Here is a 21,907-nt window from a genome sequence, read left to right on the forward strand (position 1 = left end):
TGGTCATTCGGCCAACCCGGCCTCGAGTAGGTCCATCTGGTCAGGGGAAAGGGCGACGAGCGGGTCCCCGGCGGGTTCCGGCGGCGCGGCGGTCTCTTCCTCGGCCGGAAGTTCCTCGGCGATCGCCGCCAGTCGTTCCGGCGTCTTCTCGTCGAAGACCTGCCGTGGGGTCAGCCGCAGCCCGAGTGCGCGAGCCCGGACCGACACCTGCATCGAGGTGATCGAGTCACCGCCGAGTTCGAAGAAGCTGTCGTCCGGCCCCACCTTGGCGAGGCCGAGCACCTCAGCGAACAGGTCGCACAACTTCGCTTCCACGGGCGTGCGCGGGGCACGATTCGAGGACATCGCGGCGAAGTCGGGGGCCTGCAGCGCCCGATGGTCGAGCTTGCCGTTCGGGGTGAGCGGCATCTTCTCCAGCGACACGAACGCCGCGGGCATCATGTAGTCCGGCAGCCGTTCGGCGGCCAGTTCCCGCAGCGCGGCGGCCAGCGTGCCGTTCTCGGCGACGGCGTCCGCCGACGGCACGACGTAGGCCACCAGCCGCTTGTCGCCCGGCCCGTCCCGGCGGACGGAGACCGCCACCTGGCCGACCCACGGATGTTCCGCGAGCACGGCCTCGATCTCGGCGGGCTCGACGCGGTAGCCGCGCACCTTGACCTGCGCGTCGACGCGGCCCGCGAAGATCAGCTGGCCTTCCCTGGTCCAGCGGAACAGGTCGCCGGAGCGGTACATCCGCTCACCGGGGGCGAACGGGCTGGCGACGAACCGTTCCGCGGTCAGGCCGGGGCGGCCGAGGTAGCCGCGGGCCAGTCCGACACCCGTGATGTAGAGCTCGCCGACCACGCCGGGCGGCACCGGCCGCAGGAAGGCGTCGAGCACGTAGTGCCGCACGTTGTGGATCGGCCCGCCGAGCGGGACCACGTCGTGTCCCGGGGACAACGGCGCGCTCATCGTCGAGCAGATGGTCGTCTCGGTCGGGCCGTAGGCCTGGATCACCCGGCGGCCCGGCGACCAGCGGTCCACCAGCGCGGCCGGGAGCGCCTCGCCGCCCGTGAGCACGGTCCGCAGGGTGTCCGGCAGGTCGTCCTCGCTCGCCAGCACACTCGGCGACACCGTCAGATGCGTGATGCCCGCCTGCCGGATCGCGTCGCCCAGCGTCAGCCGGGGCGGCATGCTCGCCGCGTCCGGCAGGACCAGGGTCGCGCCGGCCAGCAGGGACATGTAGAGCTCGGAGACCATGGCGTCGAAACCGATCGCGGACAACTGCAGGATCCGCGAGGACGACGTCACGGCCATCCGCTCGATGTGCGCGTACCCGAGGTTGACGAGTCCGGAGTGGGTGACCAGGACGCCCTTCGGCACCCCCGTCGACCCGGACGTGTAGATCACGTACGCCGCTTCTTCCGGTGCCACCAAAGGCAATTCGGCGACCGGAGCGGTGGCGGGCAGCTCCTCCAGCACCAGCACCGTGCCCGCGAACTCCGCGGGTATGATCGATCGGGTCGCCTTCGTGCACACCAAAACCCCGGGTGCCGAGTTCGCCAGCATGAACTCGACGCGGTCACGCGGATAGTCCGGATCGACCGGGACGAACGCGCCGCCGGCGAACGTGACCCCCAGCAGGGTCACCGCGAGGTCGACCGAACGCTCGACCAGCACTCCCACCCGGGCTTCCCGCCGTACGCCCGCTCCGGCGAGCAGCAACGCGAGCGCCTCCGCTTCGCCGAGCAATTCTCGGTACGTCAGGCTTCGTGCCGCGTCCTCGACGGCGACCGCGTCCGGTGTCCGCTCCGCCTGCTCGCGGAGCAACGCCGGCAGCGTCTTCTCCGTGAGCGGCGCGTCGGTCCGGTTCCACTCGTCCACCACGAGACGGCGCTGCTCCGGCCCGATCAGGCCGATCTGCCCCACCGGCGTCGACGGTCGCGCCAGCACCTGTTCGAGCGCGCGGACGAGCGCCGCGGCCATTTCCTCGGCTCCGGTCCGGTCGACCACGTCCGGCCGGTAGATGAGTTCACCGCGGACGGGTCCACCCGCCACGGACGCGCGCAGGGACAGCGGATAGTGCCCGTCGTCGTCCGAATTGCCCGCGGGGCTCATGACGAGCGCGTCGGGGCCGTCGAACCGGGGCGGCGGTGGCGGGTAGTTCTCGAACACCACGATCGTGTCGAACGCCGCGCCACGGCCGGCGAACTTGGTGATCTCGCTCTGCCCGACGTGCTGATGCGGCAGCAACGCGACCTGCCGTTCCTGCAGGCCCTTCACCATGTCGACGAACGGCTCGCCGCCGTCGAGGCGGGCACGGACCGGCAGCATGTTCATGAACAGGCCGACCGAGGACTCGACGCCGAGGATCTCGGGCGGACGCCCGGCGACCGCGGCGCCGAAGACGACGTCCAAGCGTCCGGTCAACCGAGCCAGGTGCAATGCCCAGATCCCCTGGAAGAGCGTGTTCGGCGTGACACCGTGACGGCGGCTGAACTCCGCCAGTCGCCTGCTCGGCTCCTCGCCGAGCTCGAACCTGACCCGTTCGGGCTGCAGGGGCGTGAGGATCGACTCCGGCGGCACGACGTGCGTCGCCTCGTCGAGACCCGCGAGTTCGGTCCGCCAAGCCTCCAGTGCGGCCGTCTTGTCCTGGCGCGCGATCCAGGCCAGATAGTCGCGATAGGACGCCGCGGCAGGCAGCGCGTCGGCGTCACCACCCGCTTCGTACGCCGCCAGCACGTCGGTGGCGACGAGCGGCAGGGACCAGCCGTCGACCACGATGTGATGCGACGTGAAGACCAGGCGATGCCGTCGTTCGCCGAGGCGCACCAGATGCAGCCGCAGCAGCGGCGCCTTGGCCAGGTCCAGCCGTTCGGCGTGCTGCGCGGCCGCGAGCCGGTCGAATTCCGCCAGCGCCTCGTCCTCCGGCAGATGCGACAGGTCGGTCTCCGACCAGGGCAGCGTCACCTCGCGGGCGATCGCCTGCACGGCCGTACCGGAGGGGAGCTGATGGAAACTCGCCCGCAGGGCGGCGTGCCGGTCGAGCAGGGCCTGCCACGACGCGCGGAAGCGGGCGACGTCCAGCGGACCGTCGAGGGCGAGGGTCCGCATGCTCGCGTAGACGTCCGGTCCACCGTCGTCGGTGGCGTGGAACAGCAAGCCTTCCTGCAGCGGTGAGAGCGGCCAGATGTCGAGCAGGTCCGGCGCGGCCGCTTCGACCTGCGCCACCTCTCGCTGCGTCAGCGTGGTGAGCGGGAAGTCGGAGGGCGTGTGTCCCCCGGCGCCGACGTCGTCGCCGTGCACGGCGAGACCGGCCAGCATGTCCAGCCAGGTCCGCGCGAGCGACTCCGCCTCGGCGTCGCCGAGAATCCGCCCCGCCCAGGTGAGGGTCAGGGTGAACTCGGGTCCGTCCGCCGTGTCCGCAACGACCGCGTCGATCTCCACGGCGTGCCGCAACGGGGTGTCCTGCTCCGCCGCGTCGCCGACGATTCCCGTTATCCGCCAAGGCCGCGGGGCACCGTCGGACCGCGACGAGAAGCGGCCGAGGTAGTTGAACCCGATCTCCGCCTTCGGCAGCGCCGCGAGGACCGGCGCCGTCTCGGCGTTGAGGTAGCGCAGCATGCCGTAACCGAGCCCACCGTCGGGCACGGCTCGCACGTTCTCCTTGACCTGCTTCAGCAGACGACCGGCCGCGGCGCCGCCCGCGATCGCTTCGGCCGGGTCGATCCCGGAAACGTCCAACCGGAGCGGATGGACATCGGTGAACCACCCGAGCGTCCGTGACAGGTCCATGTCACCGATCGGACGGCGGCCGTGACCTTCGACGTCGACCACGATGGAGGTGCCACCACGCCACCCGGCCACCGCGCCTGCCAACGTGGCCAGCAGTACCTCGTGGACACCACAGTGGAAGGCCGAGGTGACCTTCTCCACGAGTGCGCCCGCGTGTTCCCGCGGCAAGGTCCAGGACCTGCGTCCCGCGGTCGACACGGTGTCGCGCCGGGGATCGAGCTCGCCCAGCCGTGATTGCGCCCCGGCAAGGATCTCCGTCCACGTCGTCAGTTCCGCGGTCCGGTTCGCCGCCTCGGCGGTCAGGGTGCGCGACCAGCGCCGGAACGAGACGTCCGGTGGGTCGAGCCGCGCTTGTGTGCCCGCGCTCGCGGCCTCACAGGCCGCCTGCAGGTCCGGCAGCAGGGTCCGCCACGACACGACGTCGACCACGAGGTGGTGCGCGGCCACCACGAGCCGTCCGGGGCGACCCGGTCCGGCGTCCACCAGGACCGCCCGGACCAGCACGCCCCCGACGGGATCCAGGCGTGCCGCCGCGTCACTCGCGATCTCGTCGATGCCGGCGACGTCGAGGTCGGCGGCGTCGGCCCGTTCGACCAGCGTCGCCGCGTCGACCGTTCCCCGCTCGGCCACGACCAGCCGGGGCAGGTCGCCTTCGGTCTCGACGATCCGGCTCCGCAGCAGGTCGTGCGTGTCGATCACCGCGCCCAATCCGGCCGCCAGCGCGGACACGGAAAGGTCGCCGGGCACGTCCACGATCACCCATTGCGCCATGCCACCGCGGGTCAGCCCGAGCGGGTCGCGTTCGAGCAGTGCCCGCACGACCGGCGTCAACGGGACCTCACCGACGCCCTCGCCGTCCTCGGTCCGGGTCCGTCCGCCGTGTTCGGCGACCGCCGCGATCCCCGCGGGGGTCTTCTGGTCGAAGACCTGCTTCGCCCCGAAGACGAGGTTTTCGCGACGTGCGCGGGCGGCCAGCCGCATCGAGAGGATCGAGTCCCCGCCCAGCTCGAAGAAACCGTCGTCCGCGCCGACCCGGTCCAGCCCGAGGATCTCGGCGAACAGAGCGCACAGCAGTCGTTCGGTCTCCGTGCGCGGTTCGCGACCGGCCGCCTTCGCGGTGAACTCCGGGGCGGGCAGGGCCGCGCGGTCGATCTTCCCGTTGAGCGTCAACGGGAAACCGTCCAGTACCAGCACCACCGACGGCACCATGAACTCCGGCAGCCGGGCCGCGAGATGCGCGCGGACCGCGTCGGATTCCAGTTCCCGCCCCGGTTCCGCGGTCACGTACGCGATCAGGCGCTTTTCGCCGGGACGTTCCTCCCGCGCCACCACGATCGCCTGCGCGACGTCGGGGACCTCGGTCAGCGCCGCCTCGATCTCACCGGGTTCGACGCGGTAGCCACGGATCTTCACCTGGGAGTCGGCACGCCCGCCGAAGAGCAGTTCACCTTCCTCCGTCCAGCGCGCCAGGTCACCGGTCCGGTACAGCCTTCCCGGACCGAACGGATTGGCGACGAAGCGCTCCGAGGTCGACGCGGTGTTGCCGAGGTAGCCGTGCGCCAGTCCGGCGCCGGCGATGTAGAGCTCGCCGGTCACGTTCGGGGCCAGCGGCTGCAGGAACGCGTCGAGCACGTAGACCTGCCTGCCCGCCAACGGCCTGCCGATCGGCAACGTCTCGCCCGTTTCGGCCCCTGGTTCGAGGACGAGCCAAGTGACGCAGAGGGTGCCTTCGGTCGGGCCGTAGAGCTGACGGAACCGCACGTCCGGGCAAGCCCGGCGCATCCGTTCGACGGAGGCGAGCGGTACCGCGTCCCCACCGGTCAGGATCTCCCGCAGCCCGCGGAAGGATTCCGGCGCTTCTTCGGCCACCGCACGGAAAGCGCCCGCCGTGAGGTGCACGGTCGTCACACCGCGGGAGATCGCGTCGCGGAGCCGCTCCGCGTCGACCGTGCCCGGTTCGGCGACCACCACGCGGGCCCCGCTGACCAGCGGCACCCAGATCTCGACCAGCGACGCGTCGAAAGCGTGCGACGCGTGCAGCAGTACGTGATCACCGGGACCCTGCGACCAGCCAGGGTCGCTCGCCAGTGCCGCCACACTTCCGTGCGGCACCGCGACACCCTTCGGCACCCCGGTCGATCCCGACGTGTACATCACGTAGGCGACGTCCTGCGCGCCGACCGTCACCGGCGGTACCTCGTGCCGCACGCCGTCCGTCGCCAACAGGTCCGCGACCACCGGCTCGACCCCGTCCGGCACCGCCTTGCGGTTCGCTTCGAGGCAGACCGCGACCGACACCCCGGCGTCGGCCAGCATCCGCTCGATCCGGTCCGCGGGGTAGCCCACGTTCACCGGGACCTGCGCGGCGCCCGCCTTCCAGACCGCGAGCAGGGCGACGAGAAGGTCCGCGCCGCGGTCCATCACCACGCCGACGCGGTCACCGCGCCGCACACCGACGGCGGCCAGATACCCGGCCAGCCGGTCGGAAGCGCGGTCGAGACCGGTGTAGGACAGGGTGCGTTCGCCGTCCACGACCGCGATCGCGTCCGGCGAGGCGCCGACCTGCCGCCGGAACAGCTCCAGCACCGACGTCGTGTCGGCCGCTTCACCCGTCGAGTTCCAGCGTTCCACCACCGACGCGCGCGCCGGTTCGCTCGTCACGCCGAGGCGGCCGACCGGCAGCGAAGGCCGTGCCACGACCTGTTCCAGGACACGGACGACCTGCCTGGCGACCTCGGCGGCCGTTTCGCCACCGATCCGGTCGGGCCGGTAGGAAACGTTGATCCGCAAGCGGTTCCCGAGGCTGACGTTCATGGTCAGCGGATAGCTGGTACCGGTCCGGGTGACGACCGAGCTGATCACGACACCACCGTCGTCGCCGAGACCGTCGGCCGTATGCGGGTAGTTCTCGATCATCACCATGGTGTCGAAGACCGCGCCGGATCCCGCCACCTTCTGGATCTCCGGCAGCCCCACGTACTGGTGCTCGGTCAGCGCCGACTGGCGGCCCTGCAGGTCCTGGAACAGCTCCAGCACCGGACGGCCGCCGTCGAGCCGCACGCGGACCGGGACGGTGTTGATGAACATCCCCACCATCCGCTCGACGTCCGGCACCTCCGCCGGCCGTCCGGACACCACCGACCCGAACACCACGTCCGTCCGGCCGGTCAGCCGCGCCAGCACCAACGCCCACGCGGCCTGCAGGATCGTGCTCGACGTCAAACCGTGCCCACGGGCGAGCTCGGTGAGCGCCCGCGTCGTCTCCTCGGAGAGCCATTCGGCGTGCTCGCCGGGCATCACCATCGTCTTGCCGGCGTCAGCGTCCACAAGGGACGGTTCGGTCGCGCCGTCGAGTTCGGCCAGCCACGCCGACCGGGTCGCCTCCCCGTCCTGACCGCCCAGCCACGCCAGATAGTCCTTATAGGACGGTGCCGTCGACGGGAGCTGCCCACCCGCGTAGGCGATCGACACCTCACCCAGCACGAGCGGCGTCGACCAGCCGTCCAGTACGACGTGGTGCGACGTGAGCACGAACCGGTGCCGGTCCGCGGCGAGCCTGATCAGCAGCAGCCGCAGCAGCGGCGCCTTGGTCACGTCGAACCGCTGAGCCTGGTCCTCCGCGAGCAGCCGTTCGACCTCGGCGGCCGCGGCCGTCTCGTCGAGATGCGACAGATCCGCCATCCGCCAAGGGATGTCCACCTCGCCGACGACGACCTGCACCGTTTCCCCGGATGCCAGCTGATGAAAGCCGGTCCGGAGCGTGGCGTGACGAGCGACCACCTGGTTCCAGGCCGCGCGCAGCCGTGGCGCGTCGAGCGGCCCGTCGAGGTCCAGGATTCGCTGGCTCTGATAGACATCGACCCCTTCGGCGTCGAAGGCCCGTTCGAAGAGCATGCCTTCCTGCAGCGGCGACAGCGGCCAGATGTCCGTCAGCCCCGGTGCCGCGGCTTCCAGCTCCGCCACGTCCGGCCGCGTCAGCTCGACGAGGTCGAAGTCCGACGGCGTGTGGCCGCCCGCGTCAGGATCCTCGGCAAGGGTCGCGAGACCGGTCAGCATCTCCAGCCAGGCCTCGCCGAGCCGCTTCACCGTGGCGAGATCGGAATCCCGCGTGTCGATGGCCAGCCCCAGCCGGGGTCCGGCCGGGGTGTCCTGAAGTTCCGCGCTGACCTCGACGGCGTGCGCGAGGACCATGTCCGGACCGCCACCGAGCGGCCCTTCGCCGACGGGCTGCCACGCGGTGTCCTTGGGGGCGAGCACGGTCCGGCCGAGATAGTTGAACCCGATCCGCGAAGACGGCAACCCGGCCAGCCGCGCCGCGGTCTCGGGGTTGAGATGGCGCAACAACCCGTAGCCGGATCCGTCGCCGGGGACGGCGCGGATCTGTTCCTTCACCGTCTTCAGCAACCGCCCGGCGACTGCGAGGTCCACATCGGACAGGTCGAGCCGGACCGGGTGAACGCTGGTGAACCAGCCGACGGTGCGCAACAGATCCTCGCCGTCGGCGGCTTCCCGGCCATGGCCTTCCACGTCCACGAGCAGCCCGGCGCCGTTACCGCGCACGCGCGCCACCGCCCCCGCGAGACCAGCCAGCAGGACGTCCTGGATCCCGCAGTGGAACGCTCCCGGCAGATGGGTCACCAGGTTGCGCACCTCGGTGCCGGAGAGCCTCGTGGACCACGAGTGCGACTGCCCGGTGTGCCGTCCGGTGTCCGGCTCCAGCGCCGGGTCCGCGCCGTCCAGGACAGCGATCCAGTCGTCGAGTTCGGCCACCGTGCGCTCGCTGAGCGCCCGCTCGGTCAGCCGGCGCGCCCACTGCCGGTACGACGTCGCCGGGGGTTCGAGGGCAGGGGTCCCGCCGGAGACCACCTCGTCGTACGCCGCCCGCAGATCCGGCAGCAGGATCCCCCACGAGACCGCGTCGACCGCCAGGTGATGCGCCACGAAGGCCAACCTGCCCGGCTCGGCGTCCCCGGCGTCGATCCACACGACCCGCGCCATGACTCCCGCCGACGGATTCAGCGTGCCCGTCGCCGTCCTGACCTCGCGCTCGGCGAGCTCGTCGAGCGCGCCTGTCCCGGCGGCCACCCGCGTCACCAGTCCGGCCGCGTCCACCGCACCGCGCTCGGGCACGATCAGCCGACCGTCGCGCTCGACCCGGGCCCGCAGCAGGTCATGCGTGTCCAGCACCGCTCGCAGCGCGGTCACCAACGCGTCCAGGTTCAACCCCGCCGGGGTGACGACGACTCTCACCTGCGCGAAACCGGGGCGCATCGCGTCGTCCCCGAGGGCGCGCATCACCGGCGTCCACGGGATCTCTCCCACGCCGGAGACGACCTCGGCGCGGGGCGCCGTAGCGGCCTCTTGCGCCAAAGCGGCGAGGCGTTCAGGGGTCCGGTGCTCGAAAACCTGCCGCGGGGTAAGGGAAATCCCTTCGCGACGCGCACGAGCGGCGACCTGCATCGACGAAATCGAGTCGCCGCCCAGCTCGAAGAAACCGTCCTCGATCCCGACCCGGTCGAGGCCGAGCACCTCGGCGAACACTCCACAAAGGATTCGCTCGGCCTCGGTGGTCGGCTCCCGGCCCGCCGCCTTCGCGGCGAAGTCCGGTTCGGGCAGTGCCCGCCGGTCCACCTTTCCGTTGACCGTCAACGGCAACTCGGCCAGCACCAGCACCACGGCCGGAACCATGAATTCGGGCAGCGTCTCGGCGAGCTGTTCGCGCAGCGACGCCGAGTCGACCTCCCGGCCCGCTTCGGCGACCACATAGCCGATCAGGTGTTCTTCCCTGGCGAGTACCACGGCCTGACCGACCCCCGGCAGGCCCGCGAGGGCCACCTCGATCTCGCCGGGCTCGACCCGGTAGCCGCGGATCTTCACCTGGTCGTCGGCCCGTCCGGCGAAGGCCAGCGTCCCCTGATCCGTCCAGTACGCCCGGTCCCCGGTCCGGTACATCCTCCCGGACGGCACGAACGGGTCGGCGACGAACCGCTCGGCCGTCAGCGCCGGACGATCCAGATATCCTCGCGCCACACCGGCTCCGGCGGCGTACAGCTCACCGGGCACCCCAGGCGGCACGGGCCGCAGGAAGGCGTCGAGGACGTAGACGCGCCGCCCCGCGAGCGGTCGCCCGATCGGCAGCACCGAGCCCGTCCGATCGCCGGGTTCGAGCAGCCACCATGTCGCGCAGAGCGTGGCCTCCGTGGGGCCGTAGAGATGCCGCACCCGCACGGCCGGACACGTCCGCCGCACGCGCTCCACCGCCGCCAGCGGCACCGCGTCGCCACCGGTCAGCACCTCGCGCAGACCGGCGACCGACTCCGGCGACTCCTCGGCCAGCACACGGAAGGCGCCCGCGGTCAAGTGCGCGGCCGTGACGCCACCCGCCACGTAGGCCGCCAGCGCCGCGCCGTCCACCGCACCCGGTCCGGCCAGCACCAGCCGTGCGCCCGACAGCAGCGGGACCCACAGCTCGAACAGCGAAATGTCGAACGCGTGCGAGGCGTGCAGCAGCACGGCGTCGTCGGGGCCCACTCGCCATCCGGGCTCCCCCGTCAGCGCCGCGACGTTGCCGTGCGACACGGCGACACCCTTCGGCGTCCCCGTCGAACCCGACGTGTACATCACGTAGGCGAGGTCGTCCGGGCTCGTGCCCGCCGACCGGCGCGGCGACTCCGCCACCGCCTTCCGCGTCCGGGGATCGTCCAGGACGATCGGATCGAGGCCGACGTCCAGCACGACGTCCCGGTAGGTCTGCGTGCACACCACCGCCGACGGCCCGGAATCCGCCAGCATGAACTGCACGCGTTCCACCGGGTAGGCGGGATCCACCGGCACGTACGCCGCGCCCGCCTTCCACACCGCGAGCAAGGTCGCGATCAGGTCGGGTGACCGGTCGAGCACCACGGCCACCCGGTCCCCGCGCCGGACTCCCTTGTCGGTCAGGTAACCGGCGAGCCGCTCCGCGCGCTCGGCGAGTTCTCCGTACGACAGCGTCCGATCGCCGTCGACGACCGCCACCTCGTCGCGGCGGTTCTCGACCTGAGCACCGAACAGCTCCAGCGCCGACCGGCTCGGCGGCGCTTGCGAAGACACACCCCAGGCATCGACCACCAAGGCACGCTCGGCCGCGCTCGCCACCTCGATGCCGGCCACCGTGAGGTCGCCCGCGTCCGCCAGCTGACGCAGCACCCCGGTGAATCGCTCGACGATGGCGCGGGCGGTGTCGGTGTCGAAGAGATCGGTCAGATAGTCGAGCTTGAAGTACATCGTCTCGCCGGGGACGGCGACCAGCGTCAGCGGATAATGGGCGGCGACCCGGCCCTGATGGACCTGGACGCCGAAAGTCTCCGCGGAGCCCAATTCGCCGGAATCATGGTGGAATTTCTCGAAGACGATCAACGTGTCGAAGACGGCGCCGGGGCCTGCCGCCTGCTGGATGTCCGCCAACCCGACGTACTGGTCGGGAATGAGCGCCGACTGCCGCCTCTGCAACTCCGTCAGCAACTCGACGACCGGAGTCGAGCCGCTCAACCGCACGCGCACGGGAACGGTGTTGAGGAACAGCCCCACCATCCCCTCGACGCCCGGCAGATCCGGCGGGCGTGCCGATACCGCCGCCCCGAACACCACGTCCGTGCGGGAGGCCAGCTGCGCCAGCACCAGCGCCCACGCGCCCTGCACCACCGTGTTCAGCGTCAACCCGTGGCCGCGGGCCAGCTCGCCCAGCGATCGCGTGAGGTGCGCCGGCAGCTCGATCTCGACGCTCTCCGGCTCCACCGGCGCTCGCCCCGGATCGGCGGGCACCACCAAAGTCGGCTCGTCGACACCGCGCAGCCGTTCCGTCCACGCGGAGAGCGACTTCGCTTTGTCCTGACGGCCCAGCCACGCGAGATAGTCGCGGTACGACGTCACTTCCGGCAGCTCCAGCGGTCCGCCGTCCGCCGCGTACAGCCTCGACATCTCGTCCAGCAGAATGGGCAGCGACCAGCCGTCCATGATCGTGTGGTGGCAGGTCACCACCAGGCGATAGGTGCGGTCGCCGAGCCGGATGAAGGTCAACCGCAGCAACGGCGCCTGCGCGAGGTCGAACCTCGTCGTCCGGTCCTGCTCGGCCAATGCCCGCACGACCTCTTCGGGGTCATCGAGGTGGGAAAGGTCGACCTCCCGCCACGGCAGGTCCACCTGCCTGGCGATGATCTGCACCGTCTCGCCCGATTTGCGCTGCCGAAAGCAAGCCCGAAGCGGGGCATGCCGGGCCAGCAGCGTCTCCCACGCCGCGCGCAGCCTCGGCGCGTCCACCGGGCCGTCCAGGTCCAGGATCCAATGACCTATGTAGACGTCGGGCCCTTCGCCGTCGTAAACCGCGTGGAAGAGCAACCCGGCCTGCAAAGGCGACAGCGGCCAGATTTCCTCAATCCGCGACTGGTTCATCAATGTCTCCCTCGATCAGCAAAGGGCCTGAAGTTCGTCGAACTCAGCTTGAATTCCTCGATCCGATATCGAACCGGACCGAGGAGGGCGACGTCGTATGCGAAATATCCCCCGCAGCAGGATCATCCACCTGCCCGGCCTTACCGGACAACATGTCCAGCCGCGTCATTCCCGGGGCAGGGCAAAGCTTCAGGAAGTCCGTGAAGGCCTCCTTGCCTTACCCGTCCGCGGCATGAGCAGCCGTCGACACCGGCTCGGTCAACGGCCGCTTTCGAATTCGGCTTCGAATTCGTCGATCTCGTCTTGATTCAGTTCCAGAAGGGCGACATCGGAAGCGGCGAATTCCGCCGCGACGGGAACACTCGCCGCTCGCTCCACGATCGCCGCGATCGCCGCGGGTGTCCGCTGCTCGAACACCTCGCGCGCGCCGAAGGCCATTCCCGCGCGGTGGGCCCGCGCCGCCAGTTGCATCGAAAGGATCGAATCCCCGCCCAGCTCGAAGAAACTGTCGTCCGCACCGGCCCGCTCCAGGCCGAGCACCTCGGCGAAGAGCGCGCACAGCAACCGCTCCGCCTCCGTGACCGGCTCCCGGCCCGAAGCGCGGCCGTTGAAGTCGGGATCCGGCAGCGCGTCCCGGTCCACCTTCCCGTTCGCCGTCAACGGCAGTGCTTCGAGCACCACCACCGCCACCGGCACCATGTACTGCGGCAACCGGGCCGCGACGCCGTCGAGCACCGCGGCTTCGTCCACTCCGGTCTCCCCGGCGGCCGTCACGTATCCGATCAGCCGTTTGCCGGAAGCACCGTCACGGGCCACGACCACCGCCTGGCCGACGGAATCCTGCGCCACCAGTGCCGCTTCGATCTCTCCCGGCTCGATCCGGTATCCCCGGATCTTCACCTGGTCGTCGACCCGGCCGGCGAACACCAGTTCCCCGTCCGGATTCCACCGCACCAGGTCCCCGGTCCGGTACATCCGCTCACCGGAACCGAACGGATCGGCGACGAACCGTGTCGCGGTCAATCCCGCCCGCCCGAGGTATCCCCGGGCGACTCCGGCGCCTGCCACGTACAGTTCGCCGATCGCGCCCGGCGGCACCGGCCGCAGCCACGAGTCCAGCACGAACGCCCGCGCGTTCGTCATGGGAGTGCCGATCGGCACCACGTCACCGGACGGCGCCGGCTGGCCGGGTTCGAGCCGGTATTCGACACAGCCGACCGTCGTCTCGGTCGGCCCGTATTCGTTGACCACCACGGTATTCGGGTAGGCCCTGCGCCACTGGGCGATCGTGTCGACGGGCAACTGTTCGCCGCCGAGCAGAAGGTCGCCAGGCACGGCGATTTCGCGGGTACCGGTGTCCAACGTCTTCAGATGGCTCGGCGTGGCCTTGAGGAACAGCGACGGGGCGCTTTCCACCGTGCCGATCAGGTCTTCCAGTGCGCCGACCTGAACCGTGCCGCCCACGGTGAGCGGAGTGAGCACCGCGGTCACCGTCAAATCGAAGGCGATCGACGAATGCATCAGCGATCGTCCCCGCAGCCCGGGATACTTCCGTCCACAATGGAACAGGTAGTTCGCCAGGTTCCGATGGGTGACGACGACGGCCTTGGGCTGACCGGTGGAACCCGAGGTGTAGATGAGATAGGCCGGGTCGCGCGGATCCAGCGGTCGAAGGCGGTCGGCGTCGGTGACCGGCGCCCGGTCCGGACCGGCCGGTTCGCCCACGACTTCGGGATCGTCGATCACCATCGTCGTCGACCGGGTGGCCAGTACCGCACCGGCCGGGGTCGCCGAAAGCGCCCCGGTGGTGATCACCAGTGCCGGTTCGGCGTCGTCGAGCATGTAGGTGACGCGGTCGGCCGGATAGACCGGATCGATCGGCAACCAGGCACCGCCGGTCTTGGTGACCGCCAGCAGCGCGATGACCAGTTCCAGCGACCGGGGCAGCATGACCGCGACCAGGTCCTCGGCCCCCACACCTCGATCGATGAGCCGGCGCGCGAGCCGATCGGAGCGGGCGTCGAGTTCGGCGTAGGACAGCGACCGGTCCTCGAAGGTCACCGCGGTCGCGTCCGGGGTGGCGGCGACCTGCGCGGCGAACAACTCCGGCAGCGTCCGGTCCGGCACCTCCACCGCGGTCTCGTTGCGCGCTCGCAGCTGCCGCCGTTCGGACTCGGTGAGGATCGGCACCGCCGACAGCGGCTGTCGCGGATCGGCGACGACGGCTTCGAGCACGTGGGTGAACCGCTCCAGCACGGCAGTGGCCTGCTCGGTGCTGAACAGCGCGGGCTGGTGCTCCAGCCGCAGCCGGAGCTCGGTGCCGGGCACGACCGCGAGCGCCAGCGGGTAGTGGGTGGCATCGGCGGCGGACAAATCCCCCACCCGCAACCGATCCGGTTCCGTGTCGGCGGTTTCGGCGGGCCTCGGGTAGTTCTCGTAGACGACGAGGGTGTCGAACAACCGGCCCAGCCCGGCTGCCTGCTGGATGTCGGCGAGCCCGACGTGGTGATGCGCCAGCAACGCGACCTGTTCGTCCTGCATCCGCCGCACCAGTTCGGCGAAGGTGTACTGCGGCCGCATCCGGACCCGGACCGGGACGGTGTTGATGAACAAGCCGACCATGGTCTCGATGCCGGGCAGCTCGGCCGGTCGCCCGGACACCACCGAACCGAACACCACGTCGTCGCGGCCGGTGAGCGCCGCAAGCACCATGCCCCACACCGCCTGCAGCATCGTGCTGACGGTGGCCCCGCACTCGCGGGCCCGCGCCGCCAGCGCCTCGGCGAACGTCTCGTCCAGCGCCGCCCACAGCTGTCCTGGCAGCTGGACCGGTACCGGCCGGTCCTCCGCGACCAGGGTCGGTTCGGGCAAGCCCGCCAAGGCGTCACGCCATGCGGCGGTCGACGCCTTCTGGTCACTTTCCCGCACCCAGGCCAGGTAATCCCGGTACGGGGTGACCGGCGCCAGCGCGGCCGGAACCGCCTCGTGGCGGTAGAGCGTGAACAGCTCGTCCAACAGCAGTGGCGTCGACCAGCCGTCGAGCAGGATGTGATGGTTGGTCAGCACCAGCCGGTGGTCGTCCTCGCCCAGCGCGATCACCGTGATCCGCAGCAGCGGGGGCTCGGCCAGCTCGAACGGCTTCGCCCTTTCGGCCGCGGCCACCGCCGCCGCCTCGGCGACCGGATCCGCCGACCCGGTCACGTCGACCAGGGTCACCGGCACCTCCACGGCACCGGGGATCACCTGATAGGCGGCCCCGTCGGCGGCGTGCCGGAAACCGGCGCGCAGATTCGGATGCCGATCCAGCAGCCCGCGCACCGACTTCCGCAGCAGCCCCAGATCCAGCGGACCGGTCAGCTCCAACACCGCCTGCGCGGTGTAGACGTCGACCCCGCCGGCGTAACCCGCGTGGAAGGCCAGCCCGTGCTGCAACGGCGAAAGCGGGAGCAGGTCGGCGACCCCACCGGCGTCCGCGTATTCCGCTTCGAGGGCCTCGATCTCGCCCTGATCCAGGTCGACGAGGGCGAAGTCGGACGCGGTGTGCCCGCCCGCGGCGGGATCGTCCACCTGCCGGGCCAACCCGGACAGCATGTCCAGCAAGCCCTTGCCCAGCCGTTCGACCTCGGCCTCGTCGAGCAGGCCGTCCTGCCATTCCAGCAGGAACGTCAGTTCGGGACCGCCAGGCAGATCCTGGACGAACGCGTTGACCTCGATCGCGTGCGGCAGGCCCATTCCGGGTTCCAGCGAACTGCCGATATCGCCGACCGGCTGCCACGCCCGCACACCGCTCTTCTCCCCGGTGGCGACCCTGCCCATGTAGTTGAACCCGATTCGCGGCGACGGCGATTCCGCCAGCACCCGCCCCGTCGCGTCGTTGAGATAGCGCAGCAAGCCGTAACCGAGCCCGTCGCCGGGCACAGCCCGCGACTGCTCCTTGACCACCTTCAGCAGCCGCCCGGCCGCCGGACCCCCGGCGAGCGCGTCCGCCAGATCGGCCCCCGTCACCTCGAGCCGGACCGGATGCGCGCTGGTGAACCAGCCAACCGTCCGGGACAGATCCGCTCCGTCGACCGGATGACGGCCGTGGCTTTCCACCTCCACCAGCACGGCGTCCTCGCCGCGCCAGCGCGCCACCGCTCCGGCCAGCCCGGCGAGCAGCACCTCGTGCACCCCGCAGTGGAACACCACGGGAGCCCGCCCCACCAACGTCGAGGTCTGCGCGTTCGGCACCACCCACGACCGGGAGCGCACCGCACCTTCCGCGGCCTGGCTCGCGGTCCGCTCCTCCGAACCGAGAATCGCCTTCCACGCGGCCAGTTCGGCGACCCGTTCCGTGGAGAGCGCCCACTCCTTCAGCCGGTTCGCCCATTGTTTGAACGAGAGGCCGACCGGCTCCAGTGCGGGCTTCCGTCCCGCGGCCGCCGCCTCGCAGGCCAGCTGCAGATCCGACAGCAGAACCCGCCAGGACACGCCGTCGACCGACAAGTGATGCGCCACGACCACCAGGCGGCCGACCCGATCCGGTCCGGCGTCCACCCACACCGCCTGCGCCATCACCCCGGCCGACGGATCCAAGCGGCTCACGGCCGCTCGGGCCGCTTCCTCCGCGACCTCGTCCGGCGAGCGACCGTCGACGCTCACGCGGGTGACCGAGCGCGCCGCGTCCAGCGACCCGCGCTCACCCACCACCAAGCGGCGGCCGCTCTCGTCATCGACGACCCGCGCCCGCATCATGTCGTGCGTGTCCACCACGGCCGCGAATCCCGCCGCCAGCGCCTGTTCCGTCAGATCCGCGGGCGCGCCGACCGTCGTCCACTGCGCGAATCCCCGACCCGTGACGCCGTCACCCAGCATCCGCATCACCGGCGTCCACTCGACCTCACCGGCGCCGTCGGGCGTCGTCGAACGACCGTGCTCCGGCGGCGCCGACTCCTCCGCCAGCCGCGCGATCCGCTCAGGGGTCTTCCCGTCGAAGACATCCGCCGCGGTGAACGTCAGCCCGGACCGCCGCGCCCGTGCCGCCAACTGCATCGAGAGGATGGAATCCCCGCCCAGCTCGAAGAAACTGTCGTCCACCCCGACCCGGTCCAGGCCGAGCACGCCGGCGAACAACTCGCACAACACCCGCTCGGTCTCGGTGGCGGGCTCCCTGGCGGCCGGCCCGGTGGTGAAATCGGGGTCGGGCAGTGCGCGCCGATCGATCTTCCCGTGCGCCGTCAGCGGCAGGGCGTCCAGCGCCACCACCGCCGCGGGCACCATGTACTGCGGCATCCGGGACGCGAGCTGCGACCGCACCGCCTGCGTGTCGATGTCGCCCGGGGTCACATAGGCGACCAGGCGATCGTCGCGGACGGTCACCGCGGCCTGGGTGACGCGCGGGTAGCCGGACAAGGCGAACTCGATCTCGCGCGGTTCCACCCGGAACCCGCGGATCTTGACCTGGTCGTCGGCGCGTCCCGCGGACACCAGCTCACCCTGGTCGGTCCAGTACGCCAGATCCCCGGTCCGGTACATCCGCTCACCGGGAACGAACGGATCGGCGACGAACCGCTCGGCCGTCAGCGCCGGACGGCCCAGATAGCCGCGGGCCACCCCGATCCCGGACAGATACAGCTCACCGGTGACACCCGGCGGCAACGGACGCAGGAACGAGTCCAGCAGATATCCGCGTACGCCGGGGACCGGGCCGCCGAACGGGATCGGGTGCTGACCGGGCGACAACGGCATGCTCATCGTCGCGCAGATCGTGGTTTCGGTCGGCCCGTAGGCATTGATCATCCGCCGGTCCGCGGACAACCGGTCCACCAGACCCGGCGGGCAGAGTTCTCCCGCCGCCACCACCGTCTGCACCGTTTCCGGCAAGGTCTCGGCCGTGCCCAGCACCGACGGCGGCGCCTTCACCTGCGTGATGCGCCATTTCTCCAGTACGTCGGTGAACGTCGCCCGCGGCGGCAGGTCCTCCTCCGGCGGCACGACCAGCGTCGCCCCGGACAACAGCGCCATCATGACCTCGGAAACGATGGTGTCGAAGCCGAGCGCCGCGAACTGCAGAACACGCGACGACGGCGTCACCCCGAACCGGTCGATATGCGCCAGCGCCAGATTCCCCAGTCCGGTATGGGTGACGACGACCCCCTTCGGAGTTCCCGTCGACCCCGACGTGTAGATCACGTACGCGGCACTACGCGGATCCACCTGCGGCAGCTCCGCGTCCGAGCCCGCCGAGAGATCCACCTCGTCGATCACCAGCAGCCGGTCCGCGAACTCCGCGGGCACCGTTCCGCGCGTCGCCTCGGCGCACACCACCAGCATCGGATCCGCGCTGCGGAAGATCCATTCCTTGCGCTCGTCCGGATAGGCCGGGTCCACCGGCACGAACGTGCCGCCTGCCAGCAACACACCCAGCATGCCCACCGTCCACCAGGACGATCGGCCGACCACCAGGCCGACCCGGCATTCGGACCCGACACCGTGGTCCCGCAACACGGCCGCGAACTTCAGCGACCGCTCCCACAGCTCCGCGTAGGACAGCTCGCCTTCGCTGTCCACCAGCGCCACGTTGTCCGGCAGCCGCGCCGCGATCCGGCCCACCAAAGTCGGCAGCGGCTCGCCCGCCACCAACGGCGGTTCCCAGCGGCGCTTCTCGGCGGTGCCGATCCCGATCCGCCCCACCAGGCCCGCCGGGTCGGCGACCAGCGCGTCGATCGCGCCGACGAACCAGTCCAGCAGCGACTCGGCGACGACCTCCGGGGCCTGCCCCTGCCAGTAGCCGAGCTGAATCCTGAACCGGTCCCCCGGGGTGATGCCGAGGGTCAACGGATAGTGGGTGCCCTCGATCGTGCGCCGATGCGTCCATTGGGCGGCGTACTCCCGCGGGTAGTTCTCGACCACCAGCAGCGTGTCGAAGGTCGCGCCGGGTCCGGCCGCCTTCTGGATCTCCGGCAGGCCCAGATGCTGATGCGGTTTGAGCGCCGTCTGACGGCTGTGCAGATCGGTGAGCAGGTCCACGGCCGATTGCCCGCCGTCCAAGGACACCCGGACCGGCACCGCGCTCATCAGCAGGCCCGGCATCGACTCGATACCTTCGAGTTCCGCGGGCCGGGTCGCGACCATGGTGCCGAACACCACGTCGGTTCGCCGCGTCAGCCGCGCCAGCACCATCGCCCACGCGGCGTGCACCACCGTGCTCGGCGTCAGCCCGTGCGCACGGGAGAACTCCAGCAACCTGGTGTGCAGAGCCGGGGACAGGTGGGTGGCGCGGTAGTCGTAGTCCGTCGCGGCGGCCGCCGTCGCGATCAGCGCGGGCTCGTCGAGGCCGGACAGTTCCGTGCGCCAGGCCGCGCGTGCCGCGTCCTTGTCCTGCCGGTCCAGCCAAGCCAGGTAGTCCTTGAACGAGGCGCCGCCGCGCGATGCCGGCAGCTGTCCGCCCGCGGCGTACGCCTCGGACACCTCGTTGAGAATGACCGCCACCGACCAGCCGTCGACCAGGATGTGGTGAATGACGAACAGCAGCCGGTGCCGGTCCTGGCCGGTCCGGACCAGCACCAGCCGGACCAGCGGCGCGGCGGCGAGGTCGAACCGCTTCTCCTGTTCCTGACCGGCCAAGGCCTCGACGGCGGCGTCGACGTCGTCGGCCCCGCTCAGGTCCACCGACCGCCACGGCAGGGTGAAGTCGCCGTGGACGGCCTGCACGGTCTTGCCCGATTCGAGCCGGTGGAAGGTCAGCCGAAGTTCGGCGTGCCGACGGACGACCGCTTCCCACGCGGCCCGCAGCCGGGCCTCGTTCAGCGGTCCGTTCAGCTCCAGGATCACCTGAACCTGGTAGATGTCCGGCCCTTGGTCGTCGAGGATCGATTCGAAGAGCAGGCCCTCCTGCAACGGCGCCAGCGGCCAGATCTCGTCGGCGGCCGGAGCGGCGATCGCCAGCTCCGCCTCCTCCGCCTGGGTCAGCTCGATGAGGGGGCCGTCGACAGGCCGCTCGGCCGGTACCGGGCGCGCCACGGCCGCCAGCCGGGCGGGGGTCTTCTCCTCGAAGATCTGGACGGGTGTCACCAGCAAGCCCGCCTTGGCCGCCCGTGCCGCCAGGCGCATCGCGAAGATCGAATCGCCGCCCAGCTCGAAGAAGCCGTCGTCGACACCGGCACGGTCGAGCCGCAGCACCTCGGCGAACAGTCCACAAAGGACGCGCTCTTCCTCGGTCACCGGTTCGCGGCTCGTGGTGCTCGCCTCGAACCCGGGCACGGGCAGCGCCGCCCTGTCCACCTTTCCGTTACGGGTCAACGGAAGCGCGTCCAGCGCGAGGACGGCGACCGGAACCAGATACGCCGGCAGTACCGCCCCGAGCCGCTCGCGAACGAGAAGGGTGTCCACCGCCCCGTCGGCCACCACGTAGCCGACGAGCCGTCCGTCGATCGCCGCCACGAAGGCGTCTTGCACGTCCGGCTGCGCGATCAGCGCGGCCTCGATCTCGCCGGGCTCGATCCGGAACCCGCGGATCTTCACTTGGTTGTCGGCCCGGCCCGCGAACAGCAGCTCACCGTCCGCGGTCCACTGGGCGAGGTCCCCGGTCCAGTACATCCGCTGTCCTGGCGCGGCGGGATCCGCCACGAACCGCTCCGCCGTCAGTCCCGCCCGGCCGAAGTAGCCCTCCGCCAGACTCCCGGAGAGGTACAGGTCACCGACGACACCGGGCTCGACAGGCCGCAGCGACTCGTCGAGCACCTGGACCCGGCGGCCCGCCAGCGGATGTCCGATCGGCAGCACCGGCCCCAGCTCGTCACCCGGCTCCACCAACAGCCACGTCGCGCACATCGTGGCTTCCGTCGGGCCGTACATATGCCGGATCCGTGCCAAGGGGCAGGCTTCCCGGATCCGCTCCACCGCGTGCACGGGCACCACGTCGCCACCGGTCAGCACCTCACGGAACGCCGCGAACGATTCCGGCGATTCCTCCGCCACCGCGCGGAAACTCCCCGCGGTCAGGTACACCCTCGTCACGCCGGCCGCCGCCGCGGCCCGCAGCCGCCGGGCGTCCACCGCACCCGGTTCGGCGATCACCACCCGGGCACCCGACGCCAGCGGCGTCCAGATTTCGAGCAGGGACGCGTCGAAGGCGTGCGGTGAATGCATGAGCACCGCTTCGCCGGACTCCATCGCCCAACCGGGGTCTCGCACCAATTCCGCGACGCTGCCCTGGGAGATCGCCACCCCCTTCGGCGTGCCCGTCGAGCCGGACGTGTACATCACGAACGCCAGCTCTCCCGGGCCCACCGCGGCCGCGGCCACGTCGGGGATCTCGTCGTCCGCGGCGGCGTCCGCCTCGAGCGACTCGATCCCCGACGGCACGGCGTCACGCGCCGCGACCGAGCACACCATCAGCGCGGCGGCCGAATCCGCCACCATGAATTCCACCCGCGGAGCGGGGTAGGCGGCATCCACCGGCACATACGCCGCCCCCGCCTTCCACACGGCGAGCAACGCCGCCACCAGGTCGGCCGAACGGTCCATCATGACCGCGACGCGGTCGCCGGGACGGATGCCCCGGTTGATCAACCGCCCGGCGAGCCGGGCCGCGCGCTCGTCGAGCTGCCGATACGTCAGGACCCGATCGCTGTCGGCCACGGCCACCGCGTCGGGTGTCCGGTCGACGTGCGAGGCGAACAGATCCAGCACCGTCGGCGTGGTCCGCGCTGCGGAATTCATC

2 protein-coding genes are annotated in these 21,907 nt (G+C 71.0%); both read right to left on the reverse strand.

Annotated elements, in window-relative coordinates; translation table 11 throughout:
* Positions 1 to 3: 3 nt before the first annotated feature.
* Entirely contained in the window at positions 4 to 12,204 is a 12,201-nt protein-coding gene (locus ACZ7KI_RS01005) for a non-ribosomal peptide synthetase (RefSeq protein ID WP_470271207.1), read from the reverse strand.
* A gap of 258 nt (positions 12,205 to 12,462) precedes the next feature.
* Positions 12,463 to 21,906 carry an amino acid adenylation domain-containing protein gene (locus ACZ7KI_RS01010; RefSeq protein ID WP_470271208.1) on the reverse strand — a complete coding sequence of 3,148 codons (9,444 nt, stop codon included), beginning with the start codon at positions 21,904 to 21,906 and terminating at the stop codon, positions 12,463 to 12,465.
* Between the last annotated feature and the right edge of the window lies 1 nt (position 21,907).

It is taken from the genome of Amycolatopsis sp. NPDC039088 (genome assembly GCF_055598845.1).

What these genes read in the sequence shown, in the direction of transcription:
- ACZ7KI_RS01005 (WP_470271207.1), bottom strand. Translation starts at nt 12,204, where the DNA reads ATGAACCAGTCGCGGATTGAGGAAATCTGGCCGCTGTCGCCTTTGCAG.
- ACZ7KI_RS01010 (WP_470271208.1), bottom strand. Translation starts at nt 21,906, where the DNA reads ATGAATTCCGCAGCGCGGACCACGCCGACGGTGCTGGATCTGTTCGCC.